The sequence below is a fragment of the Pseudomonas sp. SLFW genome (assembly GCF_009905615.1).
Taxonomy (GTDB): Bacteria; Pseudomonadota; Gammaproteobacteria; order Pseudomonadales; family Pseudomonadaceae; genus Aquipseudomonas; species Aquipseudomonas bambusae.
The window spans coordinates 85,320-108,874 of the sequence record NZ_JAAAKW010000008.1; the positions used below are offsets into that span (position 1 = coordinate 85,320).

Consider the following 23,555-nt stretch of genomic DNA (forward strand, 5'->3'; position numbering starts at 1 on the left):
GGAGGATCATGCGCGCCATCCCTCTAGTGCCGCTTCTGCTTGGTGGATGGCTGGTCCTTCCCGTTCATGCCGATGATGCGCAAGACCAGCTCAAGCGTCTTGCGCAGGCAGAACAGCAGCAAAGCTTTCAAGGCACCTTCGTTTACGAACGCAATGGAAGTTTCTCCACTCACCGGATTTGGCATCGCGTTGCCGATGGCAAGGTCAGTGAGCATTTGCTTCAGCTCGATGGTTCCGCTCAAGAGGTGCTGCGCGTTGATGGGGTAACCCAATGCGTCAGCGGTACCCTTGAAGCGGGTGTGTCGAACCTCCCGGATTCTCCTGCTCACGCCTTCGATGCTGCGAAGCTGTCGGCGTGGTATGACATGAAAGTGGCTGGAAGCTCCCGTGTCGCGGGACGTCCAGCTACAGTCGTCACGTTGACGCCCCGCGATCAGCATCGCTATGGCATCGAGCTTCATCTGGATAACCAGACCGGATTGCCTCTCAAATCGCTGTTGTTGAGCGACAAAGGGCAGCTGCTGGAGCGTTTCCAGTTTACCGAGCTCAATTCGGCAGACCCGTTGACCGACCAGATGCTGCAGCCCAGCGCTGATTGCAAAGCCGTTACGGTGGCGAAGACCAAACCGGAGCCGCAAAAGCAGCAAGTCGCATGGCATTCCGACTGGCTGCCGCCCGGCTTTGAGCTCAGCAACGCCGCTGCGCGTAAAGATCCGGACTCCAAGACGCTGGTCACCAGTCTCATGTATGACGACGGGCTGGCCCGCTTCTCTGTATTCATCGAGCCCGTGAGTGGCGCGGCGGTGACTGACATTCGCACCCAATTAGGCCCGACTGTCGCTGTCTCCCGTCGCTTGACCACCCCCAAGGGTGACGCAATGGTGACTGTAGTGGGCGAAATCCCGATCGGTACGGCCGAGCGTATTGCCCTGTCGATGCGCAATGATGCTGCCACCTCCTCTGCTGGCAGCAAGGCGTCCGGGGCGACCAGCAAGAACTGACCCCAACCGGTGTATGCCCTGCATGAAAAAGGTTTCATGCAGGGCGTTATCATCCGCCAGCCACGCAAACGCGGGCTTTGATCGAGACGCTGAAATGTTTGGTCAGCTTTGCAGGTTGCAATCCCACTCTTTTTTTTCTATAGGTCACAGCCTCTTGGCTCTGGCCTTTTGTTGTTTCAGCTTTCTGAAAGCTGAAAGAGCGTAAAACTGGCTGAGAGTGATGCTCTGAGCAACACTGCCAGATGCAGATGCTCCTCGAACCTGTTGGGTTCGTACCGCTTAACCATGCTCGTTGTGAACGGGAGCCGTATGTCGATACCACGCTTGAAAACTTATCTGTCCTGGATGGCCGCCGTGCTGATGCTCGGTCAGGTCCTCACTGCGCAGGCCGAAGCCCTGCCGGACTTTACATCTTTGGTGGAGCAGGCTTCGCCTGCCGTCGTCAACATCAGTACCCGCCAGAAACTGCCGGACCGCTCCGTGGCCAAGGGTCAGATGCCTGATCTGGAAGGCCTGCCGCCGATGCTCCGTGAATTCCTGGAGCGCAGCATGCCGCCGGGATCGCGTCCGCCAGGATCAGGCTCGGGCAAAGGCGATCGTCAACGTGAAGCGCAGTCCCTGGGTTCGGGCTTCATCATCTCCGCTGACGGCTTCATCCTGACCAACAACCACGTGATCGACGGTGCCGACGAAATTCTGGTGCGCCTCTCTGATCGCAGCGAAATGAAGGCCAAGCTGATCGGCACTGACCCACGTACCGACGTGGCCGTCCTGAAAATCGACGGCAAAGACTTGCCGACCGTCAAGCTCGGTAACTCGGACAAGCTGAAAGTGGGCGAGTGGGTGCTGGCCATTGGCTCACCGTTCGGTTTCGACCACTCGGTCACCAAAGGCATTGTCAGCGCCAAGGGCCGCAGCCTGCCGAACGACACCTATGTGCCGTTCATTCAGACGGACGTAGCGATCAACCCCGGCAACTCGGGTGGCCCGCTGTTCAACATGGCCGGTGAGGTCGTGGGGATCAACTCGCAGATTTTCACCCGTTCCGGCGGCTTCATGGGCCTGTCCTTCGCGATCCCGATCGACGTGGCCATGGACGTTGCCAACCAGCTCAAGGCTAACGGCAAGGTCAATCGCGGCTGGCTGGGCGTTGTGATTCAGGAGGTGAACAAGGACCTGGCCGAGTCGTTCGGTCTGGACAAGCCGGCCGGTGCCCTGGTCGCGCAGGTGCTGGATGACGGTCCTGCCGCCAAGGCCGGTCTGCAGGTCGGTGACGTGATTCTCAGCGCCAACGGTACGCCGATCGTCATGTCCGCAGACTTGCCACACCTGATCGGCAACCTGAAAGACGGCAGCAAGGCCGAACTGGAAGTGATCCGCGACGGCAAGCGTCAGAAACTGACCGTGACCGTTGGCGCGCTGCCAGCAGAAGGCGAGGAGATGGGCGCTTCCGAGTCAGGTGTCGAGCGCAACAGCAACCGTCTGGGCGTTTCGGTCATTGACCTGACCGCCGAGCAGCTGAAGTCAATGGACCTGAAAGGCGGCGTTGCCATTAAGGATGTTCAGGATGGTCCTGCTTCGCTCATCGGCCTGCAGACGGGCGACGTGATCACTCACCTGAATAATCAGGCCATCACCTCGGCCAAGCAGTTCACCGAGGTGGCCAAGGACCTGCCGAAGAATCGTTCGGTGTCGATGCGGGTGCTGCGTCAGGGCCGTGCGACGTTCATCACATTCAAACTGGCGGAATAATCAGCCAGACAGGGAAAAGGAGCGGCCCGGCCGCTCCTTTTTTGTATCCCGCTGTCGGCAGGCTGTCTGTCCTCGTGTGCAAACGTGACGCCCCAGCCTTCCTTCAGGTACAATTCCCGGCTATTTTTCGGCGGGCAGTCTGCCTGCAACCTTTTTCGAGTGTTGATCCGTGAGTGATTTGAGTCATATCCGCAATTTCTCCATCATCGCCCACATTGACCATGGCAAGTCGACGCTGGCTGATCGTTTCATTCAAATGTGCGGTGGCCTCACCGAACGTGAGATGGAAGCCCAGGTGCTTGACTCCATGGATCTGGAGCGTGAGCGCGGCATCACGATCAAGGCCCACAGCGTCACCCTTTATTACAAGGCGCAGGACGGCATCACCTACCAACTGAACTTCATTGACACCCCCGGCCACGTCGACTTCACCTATGAAGTCAGCCGTTCGCTGGCCGCCTGTGAGGGCGCGCTGCTGGTGGTCGATGCCGGTCAGGGCGTGGAAGCGCAGTCCGTCGCCAACTGCTACACCGCCATCGAACAGGGCCTGGAAGTCATGCCGGTCCTGAACAAAATGGACTTGCCGCAGGCCGATCCGGACCGCGTCAAGGACGAAATCGAAAAGATCATCGGCATCGATGCCACGGACGCCGTGGCCTGTAGCGCCAAGAGCGGCATGGGCGTCGACGAAGTGCTGGAGCGTCTGGTCAAGACCATTCCTGCGCCGACCGGTAACATCGAAGACCCGCTGCAAGCGCTGATCATCGACTCCTGGTTCGACAACTATCTGGGCGTTGTCTCCCTGGTGCGCGTACGTCATGGCCGCGTCAAGAAGGGCGACAAGATCCTCGTCAAGTCCACCGGCAAGATGCACCTGGTCGACAGCGTGGGCGTGTTCAACCCGAAACATACCGCGACCGCTGACCTGAAGGCCGGTGAAGTGGGCTTCATCATTGCCGGTATCAAGGACATTCACGGTGCGCCGGTGGGTGACACGCTGACCCTGAGCTCGACGCCGGACGTGGAAGTGCTGCCCGGCTTCAAGCGCATTCAGCCACAGGTTTACGCCGGTCTGTTCCCGGTCAGCTCCGACGACTTCGAGGATTTCCGTGAAGCGTTGCAGAAGCTGACGCTGAACGACTCGTCGCTGCAATACACCCCGGAAAGCTCCGACGCACTGGGCTTCGGCTTCCGCTGCGGCTTCCTCGGCATGCTGCACATGGAGATCATTCAGGAGCGCCTTGAGCGCGAATACGACCTGGACCTGATCACCACTGCGCCGACCGTAATCTTCGAGCTGCTGCTCAAGACCGGTGAAACCATTTACGTCGATAACCCGTCGAAGTTGCCGGATCTTTCCGCGATCGAAGACATGCGTGAGCCTATCGTGCGGGCGAACATCCTTGTGCCTCAAGAGCACCTGGGGAACGTCATTACGCTGTGCATCGAGAAGCGTGGCGTTCAGCACGACATGCTGTTCCTCGGCACACAGGTGCAAGTGACATACGATCTGCCAATGAACGAAGTGGTACTGGACTTCTTCGACCGTTTGAAGTCCACCAGTCGCGGTTATGCCTCGCTGGACTATCATTTCGACCGTTATCAGTCGGCGAGCCTCGTGAAGCTGGATGTTCTGATCAACGGTGACAAGGTCGACGCGCTGGCGCTGATCGTGCACCGGGACAACGCCGCTTATAAAGGCCGGGCGTTGACTGAAAAGATGAAAGAACTGATTCCTCGTCAGATGTTCGACGTGGCAATCCAGGCCGCCATCGGTGGCCAGATTATCGCGCGTACAACCGTCAAGGCGCTCAGAAAGAACGTACTGGCCAAGTGTTACGGTGGTGACGTAAGCCGTAAGAAAAAGCTGCTCGAAAAGCAGAAGGCCGGTAAGAAACGCATGAAGCAGGTCGGTAACGTGGAGATTCCACAGGAAGCCTTCCTTGCAGTGCTCAGGTTGGAATAGTCAGGCCCTATGTCACTAAATTTCCCGCTGTTGTTGGTCATTGCCGTATTCGTTTGCGGTCTGTTGGCCTTGTTCGATCTGATCATACTGGCGCCGCGTCGGCGGACTGCGATAGCGAATTATCAGGGCAGCGTGAGCCAGCCGGATGTCGCTGTCGTCGAGCAGTTGAACAAGGAGCCGTTGCTCGTCGAGTACGGTAAATCGTTCTTTCCAGTGCTGTTCATCGTGCTGGTGCTTCGATCGTTTCTGGTCGAGCCGTTCCAGATCCCGTCGGGTTCGATGAAGCCGACGCTCGATGTGGGCGATTTCATCCTGGTCAACAAGTTCTCCTACGGCATTCGCCTGCCGGTGATCGACCTCAAGGTGATCCCGGTGAGTGACCCGCAGCGGGGCGATGTGATGGTGTTTCGCTACCCCAGTGACCCGAACGTCAACTACATCAAGCGTGTCATCGGCTTGCCGGGCGACGTGATTCGCTACACCAACGACAAGCAGTTGTTCATCAATGGACAGTTGGTCGCCAAGCAACTCATCGGCTCAGAGCCAGGAACGCTGGGCAGCGCCGAGTTGTATGACGAAAAACTGGGCGCGGTGGAGCACCAGATCCGTCAGGAGATGAGCCGCTACCGCGCACCGCCTGACCATGAGTGGACGGTGCCGGCGGGTCACTACTTCATGATGGGTGACAACCGCGACAACTCCAACGACAGCCGTTACTGGGATGACCCCAATATTCCCAAGGACGAGCTGGGCATGGTGCCCGACAAGAACATCGTCGGTAAGGCCTTTGCCGTCTGGATGAGCTGGCCGGAGCCGAAACTGAGCCACTTCCCGAATTTCTCACGGGTTGGCTTGATCAAATGACACTTATGCGGCGCTGTCTGACACAGCGCCGTATGTCATTTCAGCGAGCTATGCTGCAGGGCTCACCTTGCGGACAGCAGGGACGGACTATTCTTGAGGGCAAACATGACTTCTGCCGGTTCGCAAAAAGGCTTGTCGTTCATTGGGTGGCTGGTGTTGCTGGCCCTCGTTGCATTTGCCGCGAGTACTGCAGCCAAGCTGGTGCCGCATTACCTCGATTACATGTCGCTGAAAAAGATCATCGAGGCCGCGGGGACGGACAAGACAGCGGATATCAACAACAGCAGCGAGTTTTATGACTATGTGGCCAAAGGCATGCAGGTCAACAACATTCGGGATTTGGATTTGAACAAGGCGTTAAGCGTGACGACGGAGAACAACAGGTTCCTCGCCCATTTGAAATACGAACAGCGTGAGCCACTGATCCAGAACATCGATCTGGTGGTCAAGTTCGACCGCGAATTCAGCGTGGGTAAACCGTGAGCGTGTCATTGAGTCGCCTGGAGCGTCAGCTCGGCTATACCTTCAAGGACCAGGAATTGATGGTCCTGGCATTGACCCACCGCAGTTTTGCCGGGCGCAACAACGAGCGTCTGGAATTCCTCGGTGATGCCATCCTCAACTTCGTGGCCGGTGAGGCGCTGTTCGAGCGTTTTCCGCAGGCCCGCGAAGGTCAGTTGTCCCGTTTGCGCGCACGTCTGGTGAAGGGCGAGACCCTCGCCTTGCTGGCCCGCGGTTTCGATCTGGGTGAATACCTGCGACTGGGCTCCGGGGAGTTGAAAAGTGGCGGTTTCCGCCGCGAATCGATTCTGGCCGACGCCCTCGAAGCGTTGATCGGCGCGATCTATCTGGATTCCGGCATGGACATGGCGCGCGAACGCGTGCTGTCCTGGCTGGCCAGCGAGTTCGACAGCCTGACGCTGGTGGACACCAACAAAGACCCGAAAACCCGACTGCAGGAATTCCTCCAGTCTCGCGCCTGTGAATTGCCGCGCTACGAAGTGGTGGATATTCAGGGCGAGCCGCATTGCCGGACGTTTTTCGTGGAATGCGAGATCACCTTACTGAACGAAAAAAGCCGGGGACAAGGGGTCAGCCGTCGCATTGCCGAACAGGTAGCGGCGGCCGCAGCCCTTATTGCCCTGGGTGTGGAGAATGGCAATGACTGATTCAATTGCAACACGCTGTGGCTATGTCGCCATCGTTGGCCGGCCAAACGTGGGCAAGTCGACGCTGCTGAACCACATCCTTGGCCAGAAACTGGCGATCACCTCGCGCAAGCCCCAGACCACTCGTCACAACATGCTGGGCATCAAGACCGAAGGCGCCGTGCAGGCGATCTACGTCGATACCCCCGGCATGCACAAGAACAGTGACAAGGCGCTCAACCGCTACATGAACAAGACCGCTTCGGCGGCGTTGAAAGACGTCGACGTGGTGATCTTCGTGGTGGACCGCACCAAGTGGACCGACGAGGACCAAATGGTGCTGGAGCGCGTGCAATACGTGACGGGCCCGCTGATCGTCGCGTTGAACAAGACCGACCGCATCGAGGACAAGGCTGATCTGATGCCGCACCTGTCCTGGTTGCAGGAGCAACTGCCGAACGCGCAGATCATCCCGATTTCCGCGCAGCAGGGGCATAACCTCGACGCGCTGGAAAAAGTCATCGCCGAGCAGTTGCCGGAAAACGATCATTTTTTCCCGGAAGACCAGATCACCGACCGCAGCAGCCGCTTCCTGGCCGCCGAACTGGTGCGTGAGAAAATCATGCGTCAGCTGGGTGCCGAGCTGCCGTATCAGATCACGGTCGAGATCGAAGAATTCAAGCAGCAGGGCAAGACCTTGCACATCCACGCGTTGATTCTCGTCGAGCGTGATGGCCAGAAGAAAATCATCATTGGCGACAAGGGCGAGCGCATCAAGCGCATCGGTTCCGATGCCCGTCGCGATATGGAAGTGCTGTTCGATTCCAAAGTGATGCTCAACCTGTGGGTCAAGGTCAAAGGCGGCTGGTCCGATGACGAGCGCGCGCTGCGTTCGTTGGGTTACGGCGACCTGTAATAGGGTGACGCTTCTGCGCGGCATCAGGGCTCGCACCGATGCCCGTTCTGTGGGAGCGAATTTATTCGCGAAAAATGGTACAGGCGATGCAGATATGTCGTCCGTACCGGCCTCTCGCGAATGAATTCGCTCCCACAGTGTTATTCGGCGATCTGACATCCGCGCTCGTTGATTGAGAAACCCATGTCCCAAACCCCACCCGTCGGCCAACGCGCCTATGTGCTGCACAGCCGGGCCTATCGCGAAAACAGCGCACTGGTGGACTTCATCACGCCGCAAGGGCGTTTGCGTGCAGTGTTGCGCAGCGCCAAGGGCAAGGCGGGCTCGCTGGCCCGGCCGTTCGTGCCGCTGGAAGTCGAGTTTCGCGGGCGTGGCGAGCTGAAGAATGTCGGGCGCATGGAAGGCGCGGGTATTGCGGCCTGGCTGGAAGGCGACGCGCTGTTTAGCGGCCTTTATCTCAATGAACTGCTGATTCGCCTGTTGCCTGCGGAAGACCCCCATCCCGGCGTATTCGAGCATTACGCCGCGACACTGGTGGCACTGGCGGAGGGTCGGACGCTCGAACCCTTATTACGATCTTTCGAGTGGCGCCTGTTGGACGACTTGGGTTACGGTTTTGCCCTCGACGCGGACCTCAATGGCGACCCATTGGCCGCCGACGGCATGTACCGCCTGCAAGTGGACGCAGGGCTTGAGCGGGTGTATCTGTTTCAGCCCGGTCTGTTTCAGGGCGCCGAGCTGTTGGCGATGTCCGAAGCAGACTGGACCGCGCCGGGTGCGTTGTCCGCTGCCAAACGGCTGATGCGTCAGGCGCTTGCCGTGCACCTGGGCGGTCGCCCGCTGGTGAGTCGAGAGCTGTTCCGCAAACCCTAGCAACACGACTTTTTATTCAGCGACAGGCCTGTTGCCTGTCCGGATCACGTTTCAGGAGACCAAAGTGACCCACAGCACCCGCATTCTGCTCGGCGTGAACATTGACCACGTGGCAACCCTGCGTCAGGCCCGTGGTACCCGCTATCCCGACCCGGTGAAGGCCGCGCTGGATGCCGAAGAGGCGGGGGCGGATGGCATCACCGTTCACCTGCGTGAAGACCGTCGCCACATTCAGGAGCGCGACGTGCTGCTGCTCAAGGATGTGTTGCAGACCCGCATGAATTTCGAGATGGGCGTCACCGAAGAGATGATGGCGTTCGCTGAGCGCATTCGCCCGGCGCACATTTGCCTGGTCCCGGAAACCCGTCAGGAACTGACCACCGAAGGCGGTCTCGATGTTGCGGGTCAGGAAGCGCGGATCAAGGCGGCGGTGGAACGTTTGTCGGCCATCGGCAGTGAAGTGTCGTTGTTCATCGACGCCGACGAGCGCCAGATTGAAGCGTCCGCCCGCGTGGGCGCGCCCGCCATCGAGCTGCACACCGGTCGTTACGCCGATGCCGAAACGCCGACTGAGGTGGCGGAAGAGTTGCAGCGTATTGCGGACGGCGTGGCGTTTGGCATCCAGCAGGGCCTGATCGTCAATGCGGGCCATGGCCTGCATTACCACAACGTGGAAGCGGTGGCGGCGATCAAGGGCATCAACGAGCTGAACATCGGCCACGCGCTGGTGGCTCACGCGTTATTCGTGGGGTTCAAGTCGGCGGTGTCGGAGATGAAGGCGTTGATTCTGGCGGCGGCTGCCAGCAAGGATTGACCCACCGCAAGACCTGTAGGAGTGAGCTTGCTCGCGATCAGCGGTGTGTCAACCATGGAGACATCGTCTGACACACGGCTGATCGCGAGCAAGCTCACTCCTACAGAAGAGCGGTATTGCGCAGGCTTCTGTTCAGGCCTTGCGCCCTACGATCACCGCCCGACGTGGCGCAGGCAAACCTTCCACGGTTTTGCTGGGGTCATTGGGGTCGAGGAAGTCGCTGAGGGACTGATATTTCATCCATTCGGTACCGCGCTGTTCTTCAACGGTGGTGGTGCTCACGTCCACACAGCGCACATCGACAAACCCGGCGCGGCGCAGCCACAGTTCCAGCGCAGGCACCGAGGGCAGGAACCACACGTTGCGCATCTGCGAGTAGCGGTCTTCCGGGACCAGCACCTGGTGCACATCGCCTTCGACGACCATGGTTTCCAGCACCAGCTCGCCACCCTTCACCAGGCAGTCCTTCAGCGCCAGCAGATGATCGATGGGCGATTTGCGGTGATACAGCACGCCCATGGAAAACACCGTGTCGAACCCCTCCAGCCGCGCAGGCAAGTCTTCCAGCGCGAACGGCAGGTGCCACGCAGGCAGATCAGGCAAATAGCGCTGCATCGCCTGGAACTGGCAAAAAAACAGCCAGTTCGGGTCAACGCCGATCACGCTGTCCGCCCCGGCGCCGAGCATGCGCCATTGGTAATAGCCGTTGCCGCAGCCGACATCCAGCACGCGCTTGCCGACCAGATCCAGATGCGGCGAGACCCGCGACCATTTCCAGTCCGAGCGCCATTCGGTGTCGATGTGCACGCCGAACACGTCGAACGGCCCTTTGCGCCACGGCGACAGGCCCATCAAGGCCGCGCGGGTCTGCTCGCGGGTGGCGTCGTCGCAATCGGCTTCCAGGGTGAAATCATTCTTGAGCTCGACGCGGTTCGGGATCAGGTCGGGCAGCGCGTTCAGGGCGCCTTGCCAGCGTTCCAGATCGCCGTGGCCTTTCTCCATTTTCGCGTCAAGTTGCGCCTGCAGGCCTTGGGCCCAGCCGTACAAAGGCGTGCCCGCCAGACGGCGAACGAGCGGTGCGAGATCAATCATGGGAGGGCAATCAACGAGGCGAAGTTAAGGCACTGGAACCACGGCACGACTTTGGAGAAACCGGCGGCCAACAGGCGTTCGCGATGCTGGTTGAGGCTGTCGGGTTTCATCACGTGTTCGATGGCGCTACGTTTTTGGGCGATTTCCAGCTCGCTGTAGCCGTTGGCGCGTTTGAACGCCACGTGCAGGTCGGTCAGGAGATCGTGTTCTTCGCCGTCGTCGAAACGCAGTTTTTCGGAGAGGATCAGCGCGCCGCCTGGCACCAGCGCCTGGCGAATGCGACCCAGCAGTTCCAGACGTTGCTCGGGGGCGATGAATTGCAGGGTGAAATTCAGCGCCACGACCGAGGCGGGCTGGAACTCAAGGGCGAGGATGTCGCCTTCGATCACGTCGACCGGCAGCAGCTCCTGGAACATGGAGTCCTGGGCGTTGAGGTATTCGCGGCAGCGTTCGACCATCGCCGTAGAGTTGTCGATGGCGATGACGCGGCAGTCTTCGGTGCGCACGTGGCGGCGCAGGGACTGCGTGACCGCACCGAGGGAACTGCCGAGGTCGTACAGCACGCTGTGAGGTTGCGCGAACTGCGCCGCGAGCACACCGATGTTCTCGACGATGGTCGGGTAGCCGGGCACTGAACGCTTGATCATGTCCGGGAACACCCGCACCACGTCTTCGTTGAACGCGAAATCGGGCACTTGGGCCAGCGGCTGGGCGAATAGGCGGTCGGGTTCTTGGCTCACGGCGGTTCCGAAGGGAAAACGAAAAGTGCGGCATTTTAGCGATTGTGTCGCGATGCCGAAACCTCAACTCATCGTTCGGTTTGAAGCGTCATTTCACCGTGATCGCGCAATCGAACGTGCGCTCCGGCCGTACTTCCGGCGCCCAGGGCTGTTGATACACCATCATCAAATGGCCCGTCCCCGCATTGGCGGCCTTGTAACGCCAGACCGACTGCCCCGAGGTGCCGACCATGTTGACCGCTTCCGGGGTGTTGAAGACTTCCGGGCCGAGCGCGTTGAGGATCGAGGGGGCTGGGTTCTGCATCAACCAGCGATGGCCGGTGGTGGGATTGCTGGGGAGCATGAGCATGAGGGTCTGGCCGGTCGTGAGGGTGATCGGGCAGTCTTTCTGGTCTTCAAGGGAGACGATCTGTTTGGGTTGCTGGGCGCAGGCGGCCAGCAGGGCCAGGCTGAGTGGGACAAGCAGGCGGGCAGGGGTCATGGGGGCTCCGATCGTTGGCGACGTGGGGCTGAGCATAACTGAAGAGGATGGATTTTGAGCGGTCCGGATGGTTTGATTCTGCCCGAAGGGCGTGGGAGCGTGGCTTGTCCCGCGATCGGCGACGAAGTCGTCGTAAATCCTGGCACTGCGTTTGTTTAGGCACACCGGAGAGACCGAACGGCTGCCGCTTCGCAGCAGATCGCGGGACAAGCCACGCTCCTACGCCTTCGGCAGAAGCAGACAGAGGGCTGCATCAACCCTCTGCAAAAATTCACCTTAGAACAACACCTTCGCCACGTCCGAGAAGCGTTTGGCGAAGTGCGCGGTGATGCCTTCCTTGAGGTAATCGGGGAGTTCTTCGAAGTTGCCGCGGTTGGCTTCGGGCAGGATCAGTTCGAAGATCTTCTGCCGACGCGCCGCGATCACTTTTTCCCGAACCCCGCCAATCGGCAACACGTGCCCAGTGAGGGTCAGCTCGCCGGTCATGGCCACGCCTTTTTTCGGTGCCTGGTTGCGAGCCAGCGAGAGCAGGGCACTGGCCATGGTCACGCCCGCGCTAGGGCCGTCTTTCGGCGTGGCGCCTTCCGGCACGTGCAGGTGAACGAACGCTTCATCGAAGAAGCCTTTGTCACCACCAAATTTCGCCAGATTGGAACTGACATAGCTGTAGGCGATTTCCGCAGATTCCTTCATCACATCGCCCAGTTGCCCGGTCAACTTGAAGCCGCGATTGAGGGTGTGGATGCGGGTCGCTTCGATCGGCAGGGTCGCGCCGCCCATGCTGGTCCAGGCCAGCCCGGTAATGACGCCGGTGCCCGACAGCACTTGCTCGTTGCGGAACACCGCCATGCCAAGCGAGGCTTCCAGGTCTTTCGGGCCGATCTTGACCACGGTGTCCGGGTTGTCCAGCAGCTTGACCACGGCCTTGCGCACCAGTTTGCCCAGCTGTTTTTCCAACTGCCGCACACCGGCTTCGCGGGCGTAGCCATCAATCACGGCGCGCAGGGCGCTGTCGCTGATGGTCAGGCTGTTTTTCGAGACACCGGCCTTATCCAACTGTTTCGGCCACAAGTGGCGCTTGGCGATGGCGAGTTTTTCTTCGGTGATATAACCCGACAGGCGAATCACTTCCATCCGGTCGAGCAGCGGGCCGGGGATCGAGTCGAGGGTGTTGGCGGTGCAGACGAACAGCACTTTCGACAGATCCAGACGCAGGTCCAGATAGTGGTCAAGGAATTCAACGTTCTGTTCCGGGTCGAGGGTTTCCAGCAGCGCTGACGCCGGGTCGCCCTGATAGCTCTGACCCATCTTGTCGATTTCGTCGAGCATGATGACCGGGTTCATCACTTCCATGTCTTTCAGCGCCTGCACCAGCTTGCCCGGCTGGGCGCCGATGTAGGTACGGCGGTGGCCCTTGATTTCGGCCTCGTCGCGCATGCCGCCGACGCTGAAACGGTAGAACGGACGCCCCAGGGATTCGGCGATCGACTTGCCGACGCTGGTTTTACCCACGCCCGGCGGGCCGACCAACAGCACGATGGAGCCTGCGATCTCACCCTTGTAGGCACCGACCGCGAGGAATTCGAGGATGCGGCTTTTAATGTCATCAAGCCCGGCATGGTGCTGATCCAGCACTTTGCGCGCGTGTTTCAGGTCCAGCTTGTCTTCGCCAAAAACACCCCATGGCACCGAGCTGGCCCAATCAAGGTAGTTGCGGGTGACAGCGTATTCCGGCGAGCCGGTTTCCAGCACCGAGAGTTTGTTCAGCTCTTCGTCAATGCGTTTGCGGGCTTGAGGCGGCAATGTCTTGCCTTCCAGACGCTGCTCGAACTGTTCGATGTCGGCGCTGCGGTCGTCTTTGGTCAGGCCCAGCTCTTGCTGAATGACTTTGAGCTGTTCTTTCAGGAAAAACTCGCGCTGGTGCTCCCCGATCTTGCGGTTCACTTCGGCAGAGATCTCTTTCTGCAGGCGCGCGACTTCGACTTCCTTGCGCAGCATCGGCAGGACTTTTTCCATGCGCTTGAGCACAGGCACGCAATCCAGCACTTCCTGCAGCTCGTTGCCTTTGGCAGACGTCAGAGCAGCGGCGAAGTCGGTCAGCGGCGACGGGTCGTTGGGGCTGAAGCGGTTGAGGTAATTCTTCAGTTCTTCGCTGTACAACGGGTTGAGCGGCAGCAGTTCTTTGATCGCGTTGATCAGCGCCATGCCGTAAGCCTTGACCTCGTCGGTCGGCTCGTTGGGCTGATGCGGGTATTCGACTTCCACCAGAAACGGCGGGCGGTGGTGCTTGAGCCAGGTCTTGATGCGCACACGGCTCAGGCCCTGGGCGACGAATTGCAGCTTGCCGTTTTCGCGGCTGGCGTGGTGCACCTTCACCAGCGTGCCGTATTCGGGCAGGGCCTTGGTGTCGAAATGGCGCGGGTCGTCGGGGGGCGTGTCCATGAAGAACAGGGCGAGCGAATGGTGATCGGATTTGCTCACCAGCTCCAGGGTTTCAGCCCACGGCTCTTCGTTGACGATGACAGGCAGGACTTGTGCCGGGAAGAACGGGCGGTTGTGAATCGGGATGATATAGACCTGGTCCGGAAGGTTCTGGCCGGGCAGGGCGAGGCTTTTGCGATCTGAGCCGATGACTTCGTGTTCGTGGTCGTCATCGGACGAATGAGTGCTGTCTGCTTGCTGGTCGCTCATGGGGCACCTGCATGAATGGAGATGAGGCTTAGATGGGGCGGTCGGGCTCAGGTTTCAATAGTTATGGTCGATAGCATTGAATATGGAGGTCGATTGGAAGATCTGTGCGATTTATGCCTTTCATCGGTTAGCCATGTATGATGGCGTTGTGCCTGTTTTTATCGCGTGATCTTCCGGTAAGCGCCGGTTAATCTCGTGGGGACGTAGCAATGTATTGCCAGGGCCGGCGCTTTTCTTTCACCGACCAAGCGTTCTGGATTCTGCGTATGAAGCCTGTTGTCTCATCGTTGCTGGTGGCTGCCTCTGTTTTTTTTGGCTCGGCCGCCTACGCCGCCACCCTGACTGCCGAGTTCGTCGACGCGCAGGGTAAATCGCTGAGCGATGTGGTGCTGACCCTTCAGGGCCCGGCGGGCAAACCCGATCCTGCGCCCAAGGCCGACATGGACCAACGCGACCAGCGTTTCGCGCCGCATGTCTTGGCCGTGCGCACCGGCACGCAGATCAAATTCCCCAACAGCGACGACATTCGTCACCAGGTGTACTCCTTTTCTCCTGCCAAACGTTTCGAATTGCGTCTGTATGGCGGCACACCGTCTGAGCCTGTGCTGTTCGACAAGCCTGGCGTGGTCGTACTGGGCTGCAACATCCACGACTGGATGCTCGGCTATGTTTACGTGACTGACGATCCCTGGTTCGGCGTGAGCAATGACAAAGGCACGCTGACTCTCGACCAAATGCCTGCAGGCCACTATGTGGCGACGCTGTGGCATCCACAGGCGCCTGACATGCAGCCTGTGCCAGGAGGCGAAATCGACATTCCGGCCGCGGGTCTGCACAAGCGTTTCAGCGTTACCGTGCAGCCCAAGGGTGATGACATGCCTGCAACGCCACCGCCCAGCGCGTTCGGCGATGCCTTTCATAAAGCCGCCCATGAATGAAACGACGAATTAGCTTTCAGGCACGCATTGCTGGCGTGCTGATCCTGCTGTTGTTGATCGTGGTCAGCGCCGTGTTCGTGGCCGTCCGGGCCGCGACGCAGGACGCTGTGCGCAAACAGGCCCAGGCTCAACTGGACGTGGGTACGCGGGTGTTCGAGGGTTTGTTGGAGATGCGCGGCAAACGGTTGCGCGACGCCGTGCAACTGCTGTCCAGCGACTTCGGTTTCCGCGATGCGGTGGCGTCAGCGGACTCGGCGACCATTCGCTCGGTCCTGCAGAACCACGGCGCACGCATCAACGCTAATGACATGTTCCTGCTGGGCATGGACGGCAAGGTGCTCTCCAGCACGGTCGAGCAGATTCCCGAAGGCTCACCGTTTCCGTACACCCAGGCGTTGCGCGACCTGAAGTCCCATAACCAGTCGATGCTGATCGTGCCGCTGCAGGGCAAACCGCACTTGCTGGTCGAAAGCACCGTCATGGCGCCGCTGCCCATTGCTCGCGTGGTCATGGGTTTCAGCATGGATGATGACCTCGCCCAGGAACTGCGCTCCCTCAGCGGTCTGCAAGTGTCGTTTCTGTCGGTGGTGCATCAGTTGCCGGGGCAAATCATCAGCACCCAGCCGCAGCCTTTGTACGATAGCCTTCGCGGGGTGATGCTCAGCACCGATCGCGGCCAGATGGTGATGACCGAACACGGCAACCAAAGCTTTCTCAGCAAACGTCTGGAATTGGGCAACACGGGCGACAGTAATGGCGATCAGGTCGTGGCGCTGCTGCAAAGCCCGCTCGATCAGGCCATGCAAGCCTTCGCGCCGCTGGATGAAAAGCTGTTCTGGATCACCCTCGTGGCGTTGGCCGGCTCGCTGATTGGCGCGTTGTTGCTGGCGCGCAGCGTGTCGCACCCGGTTCGTGCCCTGGCCCTGGCCGCCGAGCGCATTGGCGAAGGCGACTACGGCACGCCGGTGACTCTTGAACGCAGTGATGAACTGGGTTTGCTGGCGGGCGCGATCAATTCGATGCAAAGCGGCATCGCCGAACGCGAGCAGCAACTGGCGCACAACGCGCTGCACGATGGCTTGACCGGCCTGCCCAACCGGGCGCTGGTGATGGAGCGTCTGGGCAGTGCGATTGCGGCCGAGCGGGCCGTGGCTCTGCTCTACCTGGGGATCGAGAATTTCCGTGCGATCAACGACAGCATCGGCCCGGAAGGCATTGAGCAGTTGCTGCAAGTGATGGGCGAGCAATTGCAACTGCCGCTGCGCCCCGGCGATACCGTGGCGCGTTTGTCGGGCAATGAATTTCTGTTGCTGGTCCACAATGCCGAAGTGGACAGCGCTGTTGCCGTGGCCGACCGCTTGCAACGTCTGTTGCTGAGACCACAACGCATCCACGATCACGATATTTCGCTGGACGCCTGCATCGGTATTGCGGCGTATCCCGCCAACGGTGACTCGCCCTCCGAACTGGTCAGGCGCGCCTCGATTGCCCGCCAGGACGCCACCCAGATGCCGGGTCGTCTGCAAGTCTACGAAGACGGCCGCGACCTGGCGCATCAGCGTCAGATCAGCCTGATTCGCGACCTGCGCCATGCCCCGCGCAACGGCGAGCTGATGCTGCATTACCAGCCGAAACTGGACATCCGCAACGGTCGCACGCGTCAGGCCGAGGCCTTGCTGCGCTGGCAGCATCCGCAGTTTGGAAACGTTTCGCCGGCGGAGTTCATCGTTCTGGCCGAACGCACTGGCAGCATTCAGCTGTTGACCAACTGGGTGATCGAGGAAGCGATGCGTCAGTTGGCAGAGTGGGGGCGCCGTGGCCTGCACGTGCAGCTGTCGGTGAACATTTCCGCGGACGACCTGCTCAGTGGTGATCTGGCGGACCGTGTGTCGGATCTGCTCAAGCTGTACCGTGTACCCGCCGAACAACTGATATTCGAGATCACCGAAAGCGCCGTGATGCGCGAGCCAGAGCATGCCTTGAAGGTGCTCAATCGCCTGCGCGAATGCGGCATCAGTCTGTCGGTGGATGACTTCGGCACCGGCTACTCTTCACTGGCGCACCTCAAGCGGCTGCCGGTGCAGGAACTGAAGATCGACCAGTCCTTCGTGCGCAATCTCGATGAGACGAGCGAGGACGCGGTGATCGTCCGTTCCACCATCGAAATGAGCCACAACCTGGGGCTGAAGGTGGTCGCCGAAGGTGTCGAGTACGAACACAGCCTGCGGCTGTTGGAGCGGTGGCACTGCGATACGGCACAGGGTTATTTGATCAGCCGCCCGCTCACGGCGGTCGCATTCGAGGCCTGGATTGCCAAGGCTCACAGTTCACCCAGCATGATGATTCACTGATCGGGTTCAAGGTTATGACACGTCGTCTCTCGGCTGTTTTCAGCCCTGTGGTGTTAGCAAGTGTGGTGGGCGGTGCCGGTGGCATGATTGCGCCGGTGGTCGAGGCCGAGCAGGGGCGCCTGATTGCGACCGGGGGTGCGAGCAGCATCGAAGGCGCGGCGGGCGGCGGGATCATCCCGTGGGCGGTGATTGGCAATTACGACGAGAAAGGCGAATGGGGGGCGAACCTGTTCGGCACCCATATCAACCTTCCGGACTACACGCTGGACGTCGCGGGTATGGCAGCGTCCTACGGCAATCGCGTGGAAGTGTCCTACGCCCATCAGCGATTTGACTTGGGCTCGCTGGTCCACAAACTCAGCCTGCCGGAAGACAACCTCACCCAAGACATTTTCGGGGTCAAGGTGCGCCTGTTCGGCGATCTGATCTACGACCAACTGCCGCAAGTCTCGTTGGGCCTCGAATACAAGCATCAGAACGATTTCGTGATCCCCAGCCTGGTCGGGGCGAAACGCGATTCCGACGTGGAAGGCTATTTGACCGCCAGCCGTTTGTTCATGGGCGCGGCGTTTGGCTACAACGTGGTGGTCAACGGTGGCGTGCGTTACAGCCGGGCCAATGAAACCGGTCTGCTGGGGTTCGGCGGCGACCGGCGCGACGACCGCAGTGTCTTGAAGGAAGGCTCGGTGGTCATGCTCTTCAACCCGCGCTGGGCAGTGGGCGTGGAGTACCGCGAGAAGCCGGACAACCTGTCGTTTGCCGGTGAAAGCGATTGGGCCGACGCCTTTGTCGGCTGGTTCCCGAACAAGCACGTGTCGGTGGTGTTGGCCTACGCGCGTCTGGGCGAAATCGCCACGCTGGATAACCAGAACGGCACATATCTGTCTGTGCAGGGGAGCTTCTGATGAGGCGGCCTTTGCAGTGGATGGGGATGTGGGGACTGGCCCTGCTGGTTGGGTGCGCTCAACAGCCGCCCAAGGATGACAGCCTCTATCACGCGTTGGGTGAGCGTGCCGGGATTCAAAGGATCGTCGAGGGGATGCTGTTGCATGTCGCCCAGGATGATCGGATCTACAAGTATTTCGCGAAGGTCGACATCGTTCGCGCGCGGGACAAACTGGTGGAGAAGTTCTGTGTGGAGGCCGGTGGGCCGTGTATCTATTCGGGGGATGCACTGCCTGAAGTCCATAAAGGCATGAACATCAGTCGGAGCGATTTCAATGCACTGGTGGAGAATTTGATCGATGCAATGGATGAGCAGCATATCCCGGTGCCGACACAGAATCGGCTGATCGCCCGATTGGCGTCGCAGCGTGGCGAAGTGATCGAGAAGTAGCGCGGCGCCGGCTGCGAACGTGGTGGATCAGCCATACCTGAGTTGCCTGACATGCCGTCTTCGCTGCCGTCGTTCCTCCGGCGTCTCCCACGTGATGTATGGCGTGCGCACGAGCGGGGCTTGACTGACGACCAGAGCGCGTCGGTTCGGCGTGTACCGCAGATTTTGGACCCGACGGTGTACCTGTGGGAGACGCCGGAGGAACGACGGCAGCGAAAGCGGCGGATCAGCCATACCTCAGTTGCCTGACACTCCGCGTTCGTCTGATCACGTTCCGGGCAGTCGCACAGCTCCGGCTGCCCCCGCAGGTACAGCGCGAGCGTGAGTGGGGGACCCGAATGAAAAAGGCGGTCACCTCTCGATGACCGCCTTTTTCATTCGCATCATGGCTGCGCTAACCGATTACTCCGGCAGCTTGTAGGCAATGATGTAGTCGCCCATTCGGGTGCCAAGCGAACCGTGGCCGCCTGCAACGATCAGCACGTATTGCTTGCCATCCTTGCCGGTGTAGGTCATCGGGGTCGCTTGGCCGCCCGCTGGCAGACGCCCGGCGAACAGCTCTTTGCCGGTTTTGACGTCATACGCGCGCAGGTATTGGTCCAGCGTACCGGCCAGGAAGCCGACGCCGCCCGCCGTGACCATCGAACCGCCCATGCTTGGCACACCCACTGGCAGGCCAATCGGCACTGGGGTGTTGTCGCGGCTGGTGCCGTTTTTGTGTTTCCAGACGACTTGGTTGGTGGTCAGGTCCACCGCAGCGACGTTACCCCACGATGGCGCCTGGCACGGCATGCCGATCTGCGACATCAACGGGTGCATGATCACGGCGTATGGCGCACCGGTGTTCGGCTGCACGCCGCTGGTTTCGCTTTCGCGCTTGCTGCCCGCTTCCACCTTGGCACGTGGCACCAGCTTGGAGACGAAAGCCATGTAGTTCGGGCTGGTGAACATCAGCTGGCGCACCGGGTCGACCGACACAGCGCCCCAGTTGAACACGCCCACGTTGCCCGGGTAGATGATGCTGCCCTGTTCGGACGGCGGCGTGTACTGACCTTCGTAACGCAGCTCTTTGAACTGAATGCGGCAAAGCATCTGGTCGAACGCGGTGGCGCCCCACATGGATTTCTCGGTCAGCTCAGGCGGCAGCATGTTCAGTTGCGAACGGGCCTGGGTCGGCGAGGTATGGTCGCCTTGCGCAGCACCGGTCGGCGCCGGGACTTCGTCGATCGGCACGATCGGGGTGCCGTCACGGCGGTCCAGCACATACAGGCTGCCTTGCTTGGTCGGCTGAATCACGGCTGGCTTCACGCCGTCCTTGGTTTTCAGGTTGATCAGCGTTGGCTGGCTCGGTACGTCCATGTCCCACAGGTCGTGGTGGGTGAACTGGTAATTCCAGCGCACTTTGCCGGTGTTGACGTCCAGCGCGACCAGACCGGCGCTGAATTTCTCGGCGCCAGGGGTGCGGTCACCCCCGTATTGGTCAGGCATCTGGTTGCCCAGCGGCAGGAAGACCAGGCCCGATTTCTCGTCGACACTCGCCAGCGACCACATGTTCGGGGCGTTGCGCGAGTAGAACTGATCGGCCGCGATAGGTGCCGTGGCGTCCGGGTTGTTCGGGTCCCAGTTCCACACCAGCTTGCCGTCGTGCACGTCGTAGGCGCGAATCACGCCCGATGGCTCGTTGGTCGACTCGTTGTCAGTCACGTGGCCGCCGATGATGATCAGGTTGCGCGTGATCGCCGCAGGCGAGGTGGAGTAGTAACCCCCGGCGGTGAACGGGCCGATGTTGGCGCGCAGGTCGATAGCACCTTTGTTGGCGAAGTCTTCGCACACTTTACCGGTGTCGGCGTTCAGCGCGATCAGGCGGGCGTCGGCAGTCGGCAGGTACAGACGACGCGGGCAGGACGCAGCAATCGCGGTGCCAGCAGATGACAGCGCTGCGGCTGGGGCGCCGACGTCGGATTTGGCGTAGGCCGCTTCGTCATAGTACGAAACGCCCCGGCAGGTCATGTGCGCCCAACCGGTGAAGTTCTTCGCGCCTTCCTTGGAAATCTGCGGATCGTACGACCAGATGGTCTTGCCGGTGTCCGGGTCCAGCGCCAGCACTTTGCTGTGCGGAGTGCAGGCGTAGACCATGCCGTTGACCTTCAGCGGCGTGTTCTCGTTAGTCAGCTCGACCGGGTCTTCGGCGCTGGGCAGATCACCCGTGCGAATGCGCCAGGCTTCCTGCAGCTTGCCGACGTTTGCAGGGGTGATCTGCTTCAGCGGCGAGTAACGGTTGCCGTGTTCGGAGCGACCATACGCCTGCCAGTCGCCATCGGGCATCGGCTGCGGGTCGTACGCCACGCCCGCGTCATCGCGGTCCAGCGTACCTTTGATTTCACCGGGGCTGGTGAACTGGCTGGCGATGGCGGTCAGGCCGGCCAGCACGACAGCGATGCTCAGCGCCACGGTCGGTAGACCACCCGGCTGGCCACGCAGGACCGGGCGACGGAACCATGGCAGCAGCATCACGATGCCGAGCACGAACCATAGCGACAGACGTGGCACCAGCTGCCACCAATCCAGGCCAACTTCCCACAAGGCCCAGACCGTGCTCGCGAACAGCACCAGCGCGAACAGACCCAGTGCCGAGCGACGGCCCTGAATCAGCAGAATGCCAGTGATGATGAAGCCGATCCCGGTCAGCAGGTAATACAGCGACCCGCCCAGTGTCAGCAGCTTGATACCCCCGGCCAGCAAGGCCAGGCCCATGATCAGAATCACCAGCCCGAGCAAGCTCGGCAGCAGGCGACCCTTACCGAAAGCACCGTCAGTGCTCATAGTGTCGTACTCCGTAACGATTAAGTGGTTGACGCTTTGTTCTTTTCGATTTGTCGACTCGCACCGTTTGAATCCGCCTCAATGACGCTAGTTCCTGAAAGCGGATTCAGAAAGGTGAAATAAGCCGATCAGAACGAGGATTGGATCTTCAGACCGGCCACCAGCGCGTCGTCCACCTGATTCACGCCGCCCGGATGGCGGATGAATTGCAGGTTGGGCCGCACGGTCAGCCAGTTGGCGACATGCACGCCGTAATACAGCTCGGCGTTGTATTCGGTGTCTTGCACAGGCAAGAAGGCCGGGTCGTTGTAGTCGCTGACATCGTTGGCCTGATTCAGCAGACGGGTGTTCTTGCGGTACGCCGGGTTAACGTGGATGCGGCCGACCGCCAGACCGAGGTCGTCCTTGGGACGCGCGTCGAACGGGCCGGTGTAGGTGGCGCCCAATGCGACGTAGTTGTCGATCATGTTGGTCTTTTTGTCATGGAGAGTGCCGTTGGCGAACAGGCTCAAACCACGGCTGTTGTCGCTGGCCTGGCTGGTCACTTGTTGGCGCAGGGTCAGCCATAGGCCGTGTTTGCTCGACGACGAGGCGTAATTTTCGCCGCTTAGCGCGGCATAGCGACCACGGCTGTCTTTGTAGACGTCGGTGCTGTCGGCGGTGCTGTAGTAGTAACCGAGGCGGTATTCGCCCGGCAAGTCGTTAACCTTCGGCGCCCAGACTAGCTCGACCGGAAGAACGGCGCCCTGAGTGCCGCTGCCACTGAGCTTGAAGGCGTTGTCGTTTTCCAGGTTCGACGGGTTCTGTTCGAACGCGCCGACTTGCACGAAGAGTTCGGGGGTGAGCTGGTATTTGACCCGCATCGCCCATTGGCTGACGGGCCAGTTGTACCAGATGCCGCCGCCCCAGTTACCGACCTGCGAGCCGCACAGCGCCAGGTTCTGGAAGTCGCAGGGGAAGGTGTTGAAATCTTCCCCTTCGTTGAAACGGCCGACTTTGACGCTCAGTTTCTGGTCGAGAAATTTCTGCTGATACCAGAGGTCGGTGAGGCGCGTGATATTGCCTCGGCCCCAGACTTCCTGGGACGACGAGATCGTGCCCACACGCGGGTCGCCGACGCGGTCGTTGCTGATGTTGTCGCCGTTGCGGTTGGTCAGCGTGACCTGGAATTCGGCGTCGTGCCAGCCGAAGATCTTTTGCAGGTCCATGTGCGCGCCGAGGGCGAATTGGTCGGCGTAGCGGGTCGCCTTGTCGTGATCGTAGCCGCCGTGCAGGTTCGAGCCGACTTCTACCACCGTGTCCAGCTTGAAGTCATAACCCTGTTGCGACAGCTCGGTGCGCTTGCCTCCCCAATCCCCCAGCATCCACGGCGACTCGCTGTCGAACGCAGGCGTCGCTTGAGCGCACATCGCCAGGCTCAGGGCCGCAAGCCCCAATGCGTGGTGATGATGAAAGGGGCGAAGACGGGGGCAACGTTTCGAATGAGCAGGCATGGGCGATGAGTTCTTCTTGGTGATGTGGATTCGGCGCAGGCGGTTGCTGCGTCGATACGTCGCGTGGCATTGATTGACAGATCGACGGATTAAACGTTTCAGCTTATGAGTGGCGCAATGATAGGGGGCTAACGAATTTTTAAAAAGACGGTTTTGCGACATGAATAGTTACGATTAACGCAACAGTCCCGAAAAGATGGGGTAGCGCTGTCTCTTATATGGGGTGAGGGTCGCGCGAACTTTGCGGATCAGATGAGCGTGGTCAACCCTTGCAGT

Annotated in this window: 19 protein-coding genes; 13 read left to right on the plus strand and 6 right to left on the minus strand. The window is 60.3% G+C overall.

Features of this window, described 5'->3' with window-relative positions:
• Positions 1-8 precede the first annotated feature (8 nt).
• The 9 genes from GVN17_RS15895 (at position 9) to pdxJ (ending at position 9,334) form a co-directional block, all read left to right on the plus strand.
• The gene (locus GVN17_RS15895; protein WP_166596210.1) at positions 9-1,001 is read left to right on the plus strand and encodes a MucB/RseB C-terminal domain-containing protein; all 993 of its coding nucleotides are present in this window, start codon (positions 9-11) and stop codon (positions 999-1,001) included.
• Positions 1,002-1,316: 315 nt separating this feature from the next.
• Positions 1,317-2,753, plus strand: a complete 1,437-nt coding sequence (locus GVN17_RS15900) for a DegQ family serine endoprotease (RefSeq protein ID WP_178115734.1) — start codon at positions 1,317-1,319, stop codon at positions 2,751-2,753.
• A 169-nt stretch (positions 2,754-2,922) separates the two neighbouring features.
• Positions 2,923-4,719, plus strand: coding sequence for a translation elongation factor 4 (gene lepA, locus GVN17_RS15905; protein WP_166596212.1), 1,797 nt, complete (start codon positions 2,923-2,925; stop codon positions 4,717-4,719).
• A gap of 9 nt (positions 4,720-4,728) precedes the next feature.
• On the plus strand, positions 4,729-5,583 hold the full coding sequence (lepB, locus tag GVN17_RS15910; RefSeq protein ID WP_166596213.1) for a signal peptidase I: 855 nt from the start codon (positions 4,729-4,731) through the stop codon (positions 5,581-5,583).
• Positions 5,584-5,688: 105 nt separating this feature from the next.
• Positions 5,689-6,066 (plus strand): DUF4845 domain-containing protein, encoded by a 378-nt coding sequence (locus GVN17_RS15915; protein WP_166596214.1) that lies wholly within the window; start codon positions 5,689-5,691, stop codon positions 6,064-6,066.
• Positions 6,063-6,752 (plus strand): ribonuclease III, encoded by a 690-nt coding sequence (gene rnc, locus GVN17_RS15920; RefSeq protein WP_166596215.1) that lies wholly within the window; start codon positions 6,063-6,065, stop codon positions 6,750-6,752. Before GVN17_RS15915 ends, rnc begins: the two co-directional genes overlap by 4 nt.
• On the plus strand, positions 6,745-7,647 hold the full coding sequence (era, locus tag GVN17_RS15925) for a GTPase Era (RefSeq protein ID WP_166596216.1): 903 nt from the start codon (positions 6,745-6,747) through the stop codon (positions 7,645-7,647). Before rnc ends, era begins: the two co-directional genes overlap by 8 nt.
• Before the next feature lie 183 nt (positions 7,648-7,830).
• A complete protein-coding gene (gene recO / locus GVN17_RS15930) occupies positions 7,831-8,520 on the plus strand; it encodes a DNA repair protein RecO (RefSeq protein ID WP_166596217.1) in 690 nt (229 codons plus the stop codon).
• Between the two features lie 64 nt (positions 8,521-8,584).
• Positions 8,585-9,334: a pyridoxine 5'-phosphate synthase gene (gene pdxJ, locus GVN17_RS15935; protein WP_166596218.1), complete on the plus strand. Its 750-nt coding sequence runs from the start codon at positions 8,585-8,587 to the stop codon at positions 9,332-9,334.
• 132 nt (positions 9,335-9,466) lie between these two features.
• Here pdxJ and cmoB read toward each other — a convergent pair whose 3' ends face one another.
• The 4 genes from cmoB to lon form a co-directional block, all read right to left on the minus strand.
• Entirely contained in the window at positions 9,467-10,426 is a 960-nt protein-coding gene (cmoB, locus tag GVN17_RS15940) for a tRNA 5-methoxyuridine(34)/uridine 5-oxyacetic acid(34) synthase CmoB (protein WP_166596219.1), read from the minus strand.
• The gene (cmoA, locus tag GVN17_RS15945; RefSeq protein WP_166596220.1) at positions 10,423-11,166 is read right to left on the minus strand and encodes a carboxy-S-adenosyl-L-methionine synthase CmoA; all 744 of its coding nucleotides are present in this window, start codon (positions 11,164-11,166) and stop codon (positions 10,423-10,425) included. The genes cmoB and cmoA overlap by 4 nt, the downstream gene beginning before the upstream one ends.
• Positions 11,167-11,254: 88 nt before the next feature.
• Positions 11,255-11,647, minus strand: coding sequence for a protease inhibitor I42 family protein (locus GVN17_RS15950; protein ID WP_166596221.1), 393 nt, complete (start codon positions 11,645-11,647; stop codon positions 11,255-11,257).
• 276 nt (positions 11,648-11,923) lie between these two features.
• Positions 11,924-14,338: an endopeptidase La gene (gene lon / locus GVN17_RS15955; protein WP_166596222.1), complete on the minus strand. Its 2,415-nt coding sequence runs from the start codon at positions 14,336-14,338 to the stop codon at positions 11,924-11,926.
• 266 nt (positions 14,339-14,604) lie between these two features.
• Between lon and GVN17_RS15960 the strand changes: the two genes are divergently transcribed.
• The 4 genes from GVN17_RS15960 (at position 14,605) to GVN17_RS15975 (ending at position 18,963) form a co-directional block, all read left to right on the plus strand.
• The gene (locus tag GVN17_RS15960) at positions 14,605-15,276 is read left to right on the plus strand and encodes a methylamine utilization protein (RefSeq protein ID WP_166596223.1); all 672 of its coding nucleotides are present in this window, start codon (positions 14,605-14,607) and stop codon (positions 15,274-15,276) included.
• Entirely contained in the window at positions 15,273-17,627 is a 2,355-nt protein-coding gene (locus GVN17_RS15965; protein ID WP_166596224.1) for a bifunctional diguanylate cyclase/phosphodiesterase, read from the plus strand. The genes GVN17_RS15960 and GVN17_RS15965 overlap by 4 nt, the downstream gene beginning before the upstream one ends.
• A gap of 83 nt (positions 17,628-17,710) precedes the next feature.
• Positions 17,711-18,532 carry a DUF3034 family protein gene (locus tag GVN17_RS15970; RefSeq protein WP_371928566.1) on the plus strand — a complete coding sequence of 274 codons (822 nt, stop codon included), beginning with the start codon at positions 17,711-17,713 and terminating at the stop codon, positions 18,530-18,532.
• Positions 18,532-18,963, plus strand: coding sequence for a group 1 truncated hemoglobin (locus GVN17_RS15975; RefSeq protein WP_166596226.1), 432 nt, complete (start codon positions 18,532-18,534; stop codon positions 18,961-18,963). Before GVN17_RS15970 ends, GVN17_RS15975 begins: the two co-directional genes overlap by 1 nt.
• Before the next feature lie 402 nt (positions 18,964-19,365).
• Here the strand turns inward: GVN17_RS15975 and GVN17_RS15980 are convergent, their stop codons facing one another.
• Both GVN17_RS15980 and GVN17_RS15985 read right to left on the minus strand, forming a co-directional pair.
• A complete protein-coding gene (locus GVN17_RS15980) occupies positions 19,366-21,786 on the minus strand; it encodes a glucose/quinate/shikimate family membrane-bound PQQ-dependent dehydrogenase (RefSeq protein WP_166596227.1) in 2,421 nt (806 codons plus the stop codon).
• A gap of 128 nt (positions 21,787-21,914) precedes the next feature.
• Positions 21,915-23,279: a carbohydrate porin gene (locus GVN17_RS15985; protein ID WP_166596228.1), complete on the minus strand. Its 1,365-nt coding sequence runs from the start codon at positions 23,277-23,279 to the stop codon at positions 21,915-21,917.
• Positions 23,280-23,555 lie beyond the last annotated feature (276 nt).

Bases quoted from the DNA above. Each gene is read 5' to 3' on its own strand.
- GVN17_RS15950 (WP_166596221.1), bottom strand. From the start codon at position 11,647: ATGACCCCTGCCCGCCTGCTTGTCCCACTCAGCCTGGCCCTGCTGGCC.
- cmoB (WP_166596219.1), bottom strand. From the start codon at position 10,426: ATGATTGATCTCGCACCGCTCGTTCGCCGTCTGGCGGGCACGCCTTTG.
- era (WP_166596216.1), top strand. From the start codon at position 6,745: ATGACTGATTCAATTGCAACACGCTGTGGCTATGTCGCCATCGTTGGC.
- recO (WP_166596217.1), top strand. From the start codon at position 7,831: ATGTCCCAAACCCCACCCGTCGGCCAACGCGCCTATGTGCTGCACAGC.
- GVN17_RS15960 (WP_166596223.1), top strand. From the start codon at position 14,605: ATGAAGCCTGTTGTCTCATCGTTGCTGGTGGCTGCCTCTGTTTTTTTT.
- GVN17_RS15985 (WP_166596228.1), bottom strand. From the start codon at position 23,279: ATGCCTGCTCATTCGAAACGTTGCCCCCGTCTTCGCCCCTTTCATCAT.
- GVN17_RS15975 (WP_166596226.1), top strand. From the start codon at position 18,532: ATGAGGCGGCCTTTGCAGTGGATGGGGATGTGGGGACTGGCCCTGCTG.
- GVN17_RS15980 (WP_166596227.1), bottom strand. From the start codon at position 21,786: ATGAGCACTGACGGTGCTTTCGGTAAGGGTCGCCTGCTGCCGAGCTTG.
- GVN17_RS15915 (WP_166596214.1), top strand. From the start codon at position 5,689: ATGACTTCTGCCGGTTCGCAAAAAGGCTTGTCGTTCATTGGGTGGCTG.
- GVN17_RS15965 (WP_166596224.1), top strand. From the start codon at position 15,273: ATGAAACGACGAATTAGCTTTCAGGCACGCATTGCTGGCGTGCTGATC.
- GVN17_RS15970 (WP_371928566.1), top strand. From the start codon at position 17,711: ATGATTGCGCCGGTGGTCGAGGCCGAGCAGGGGCGCCTGATTGCGACC.
- lon (WP_166596222.1), bottom strand. From the start codon at position 14,338: ATGAGCGACCAGCAAGCAGACAGCACTCATTCGTCCGATGACGACCAC.
- GVN17_RS15895 (WP_166596210.1), top strand. From the start codon at position 9: ATGCGCGCCATCCCTCTAGTGCCGCTTCTGCTTGGTGGATGGCTGGTC.
- lepB (WP_166596213.1), top strand. From the start codon at position 4,729: ATGTCACTAAATTTCCCGCTGTTGTTGGTCATTGCCGTATTCGTTTGC.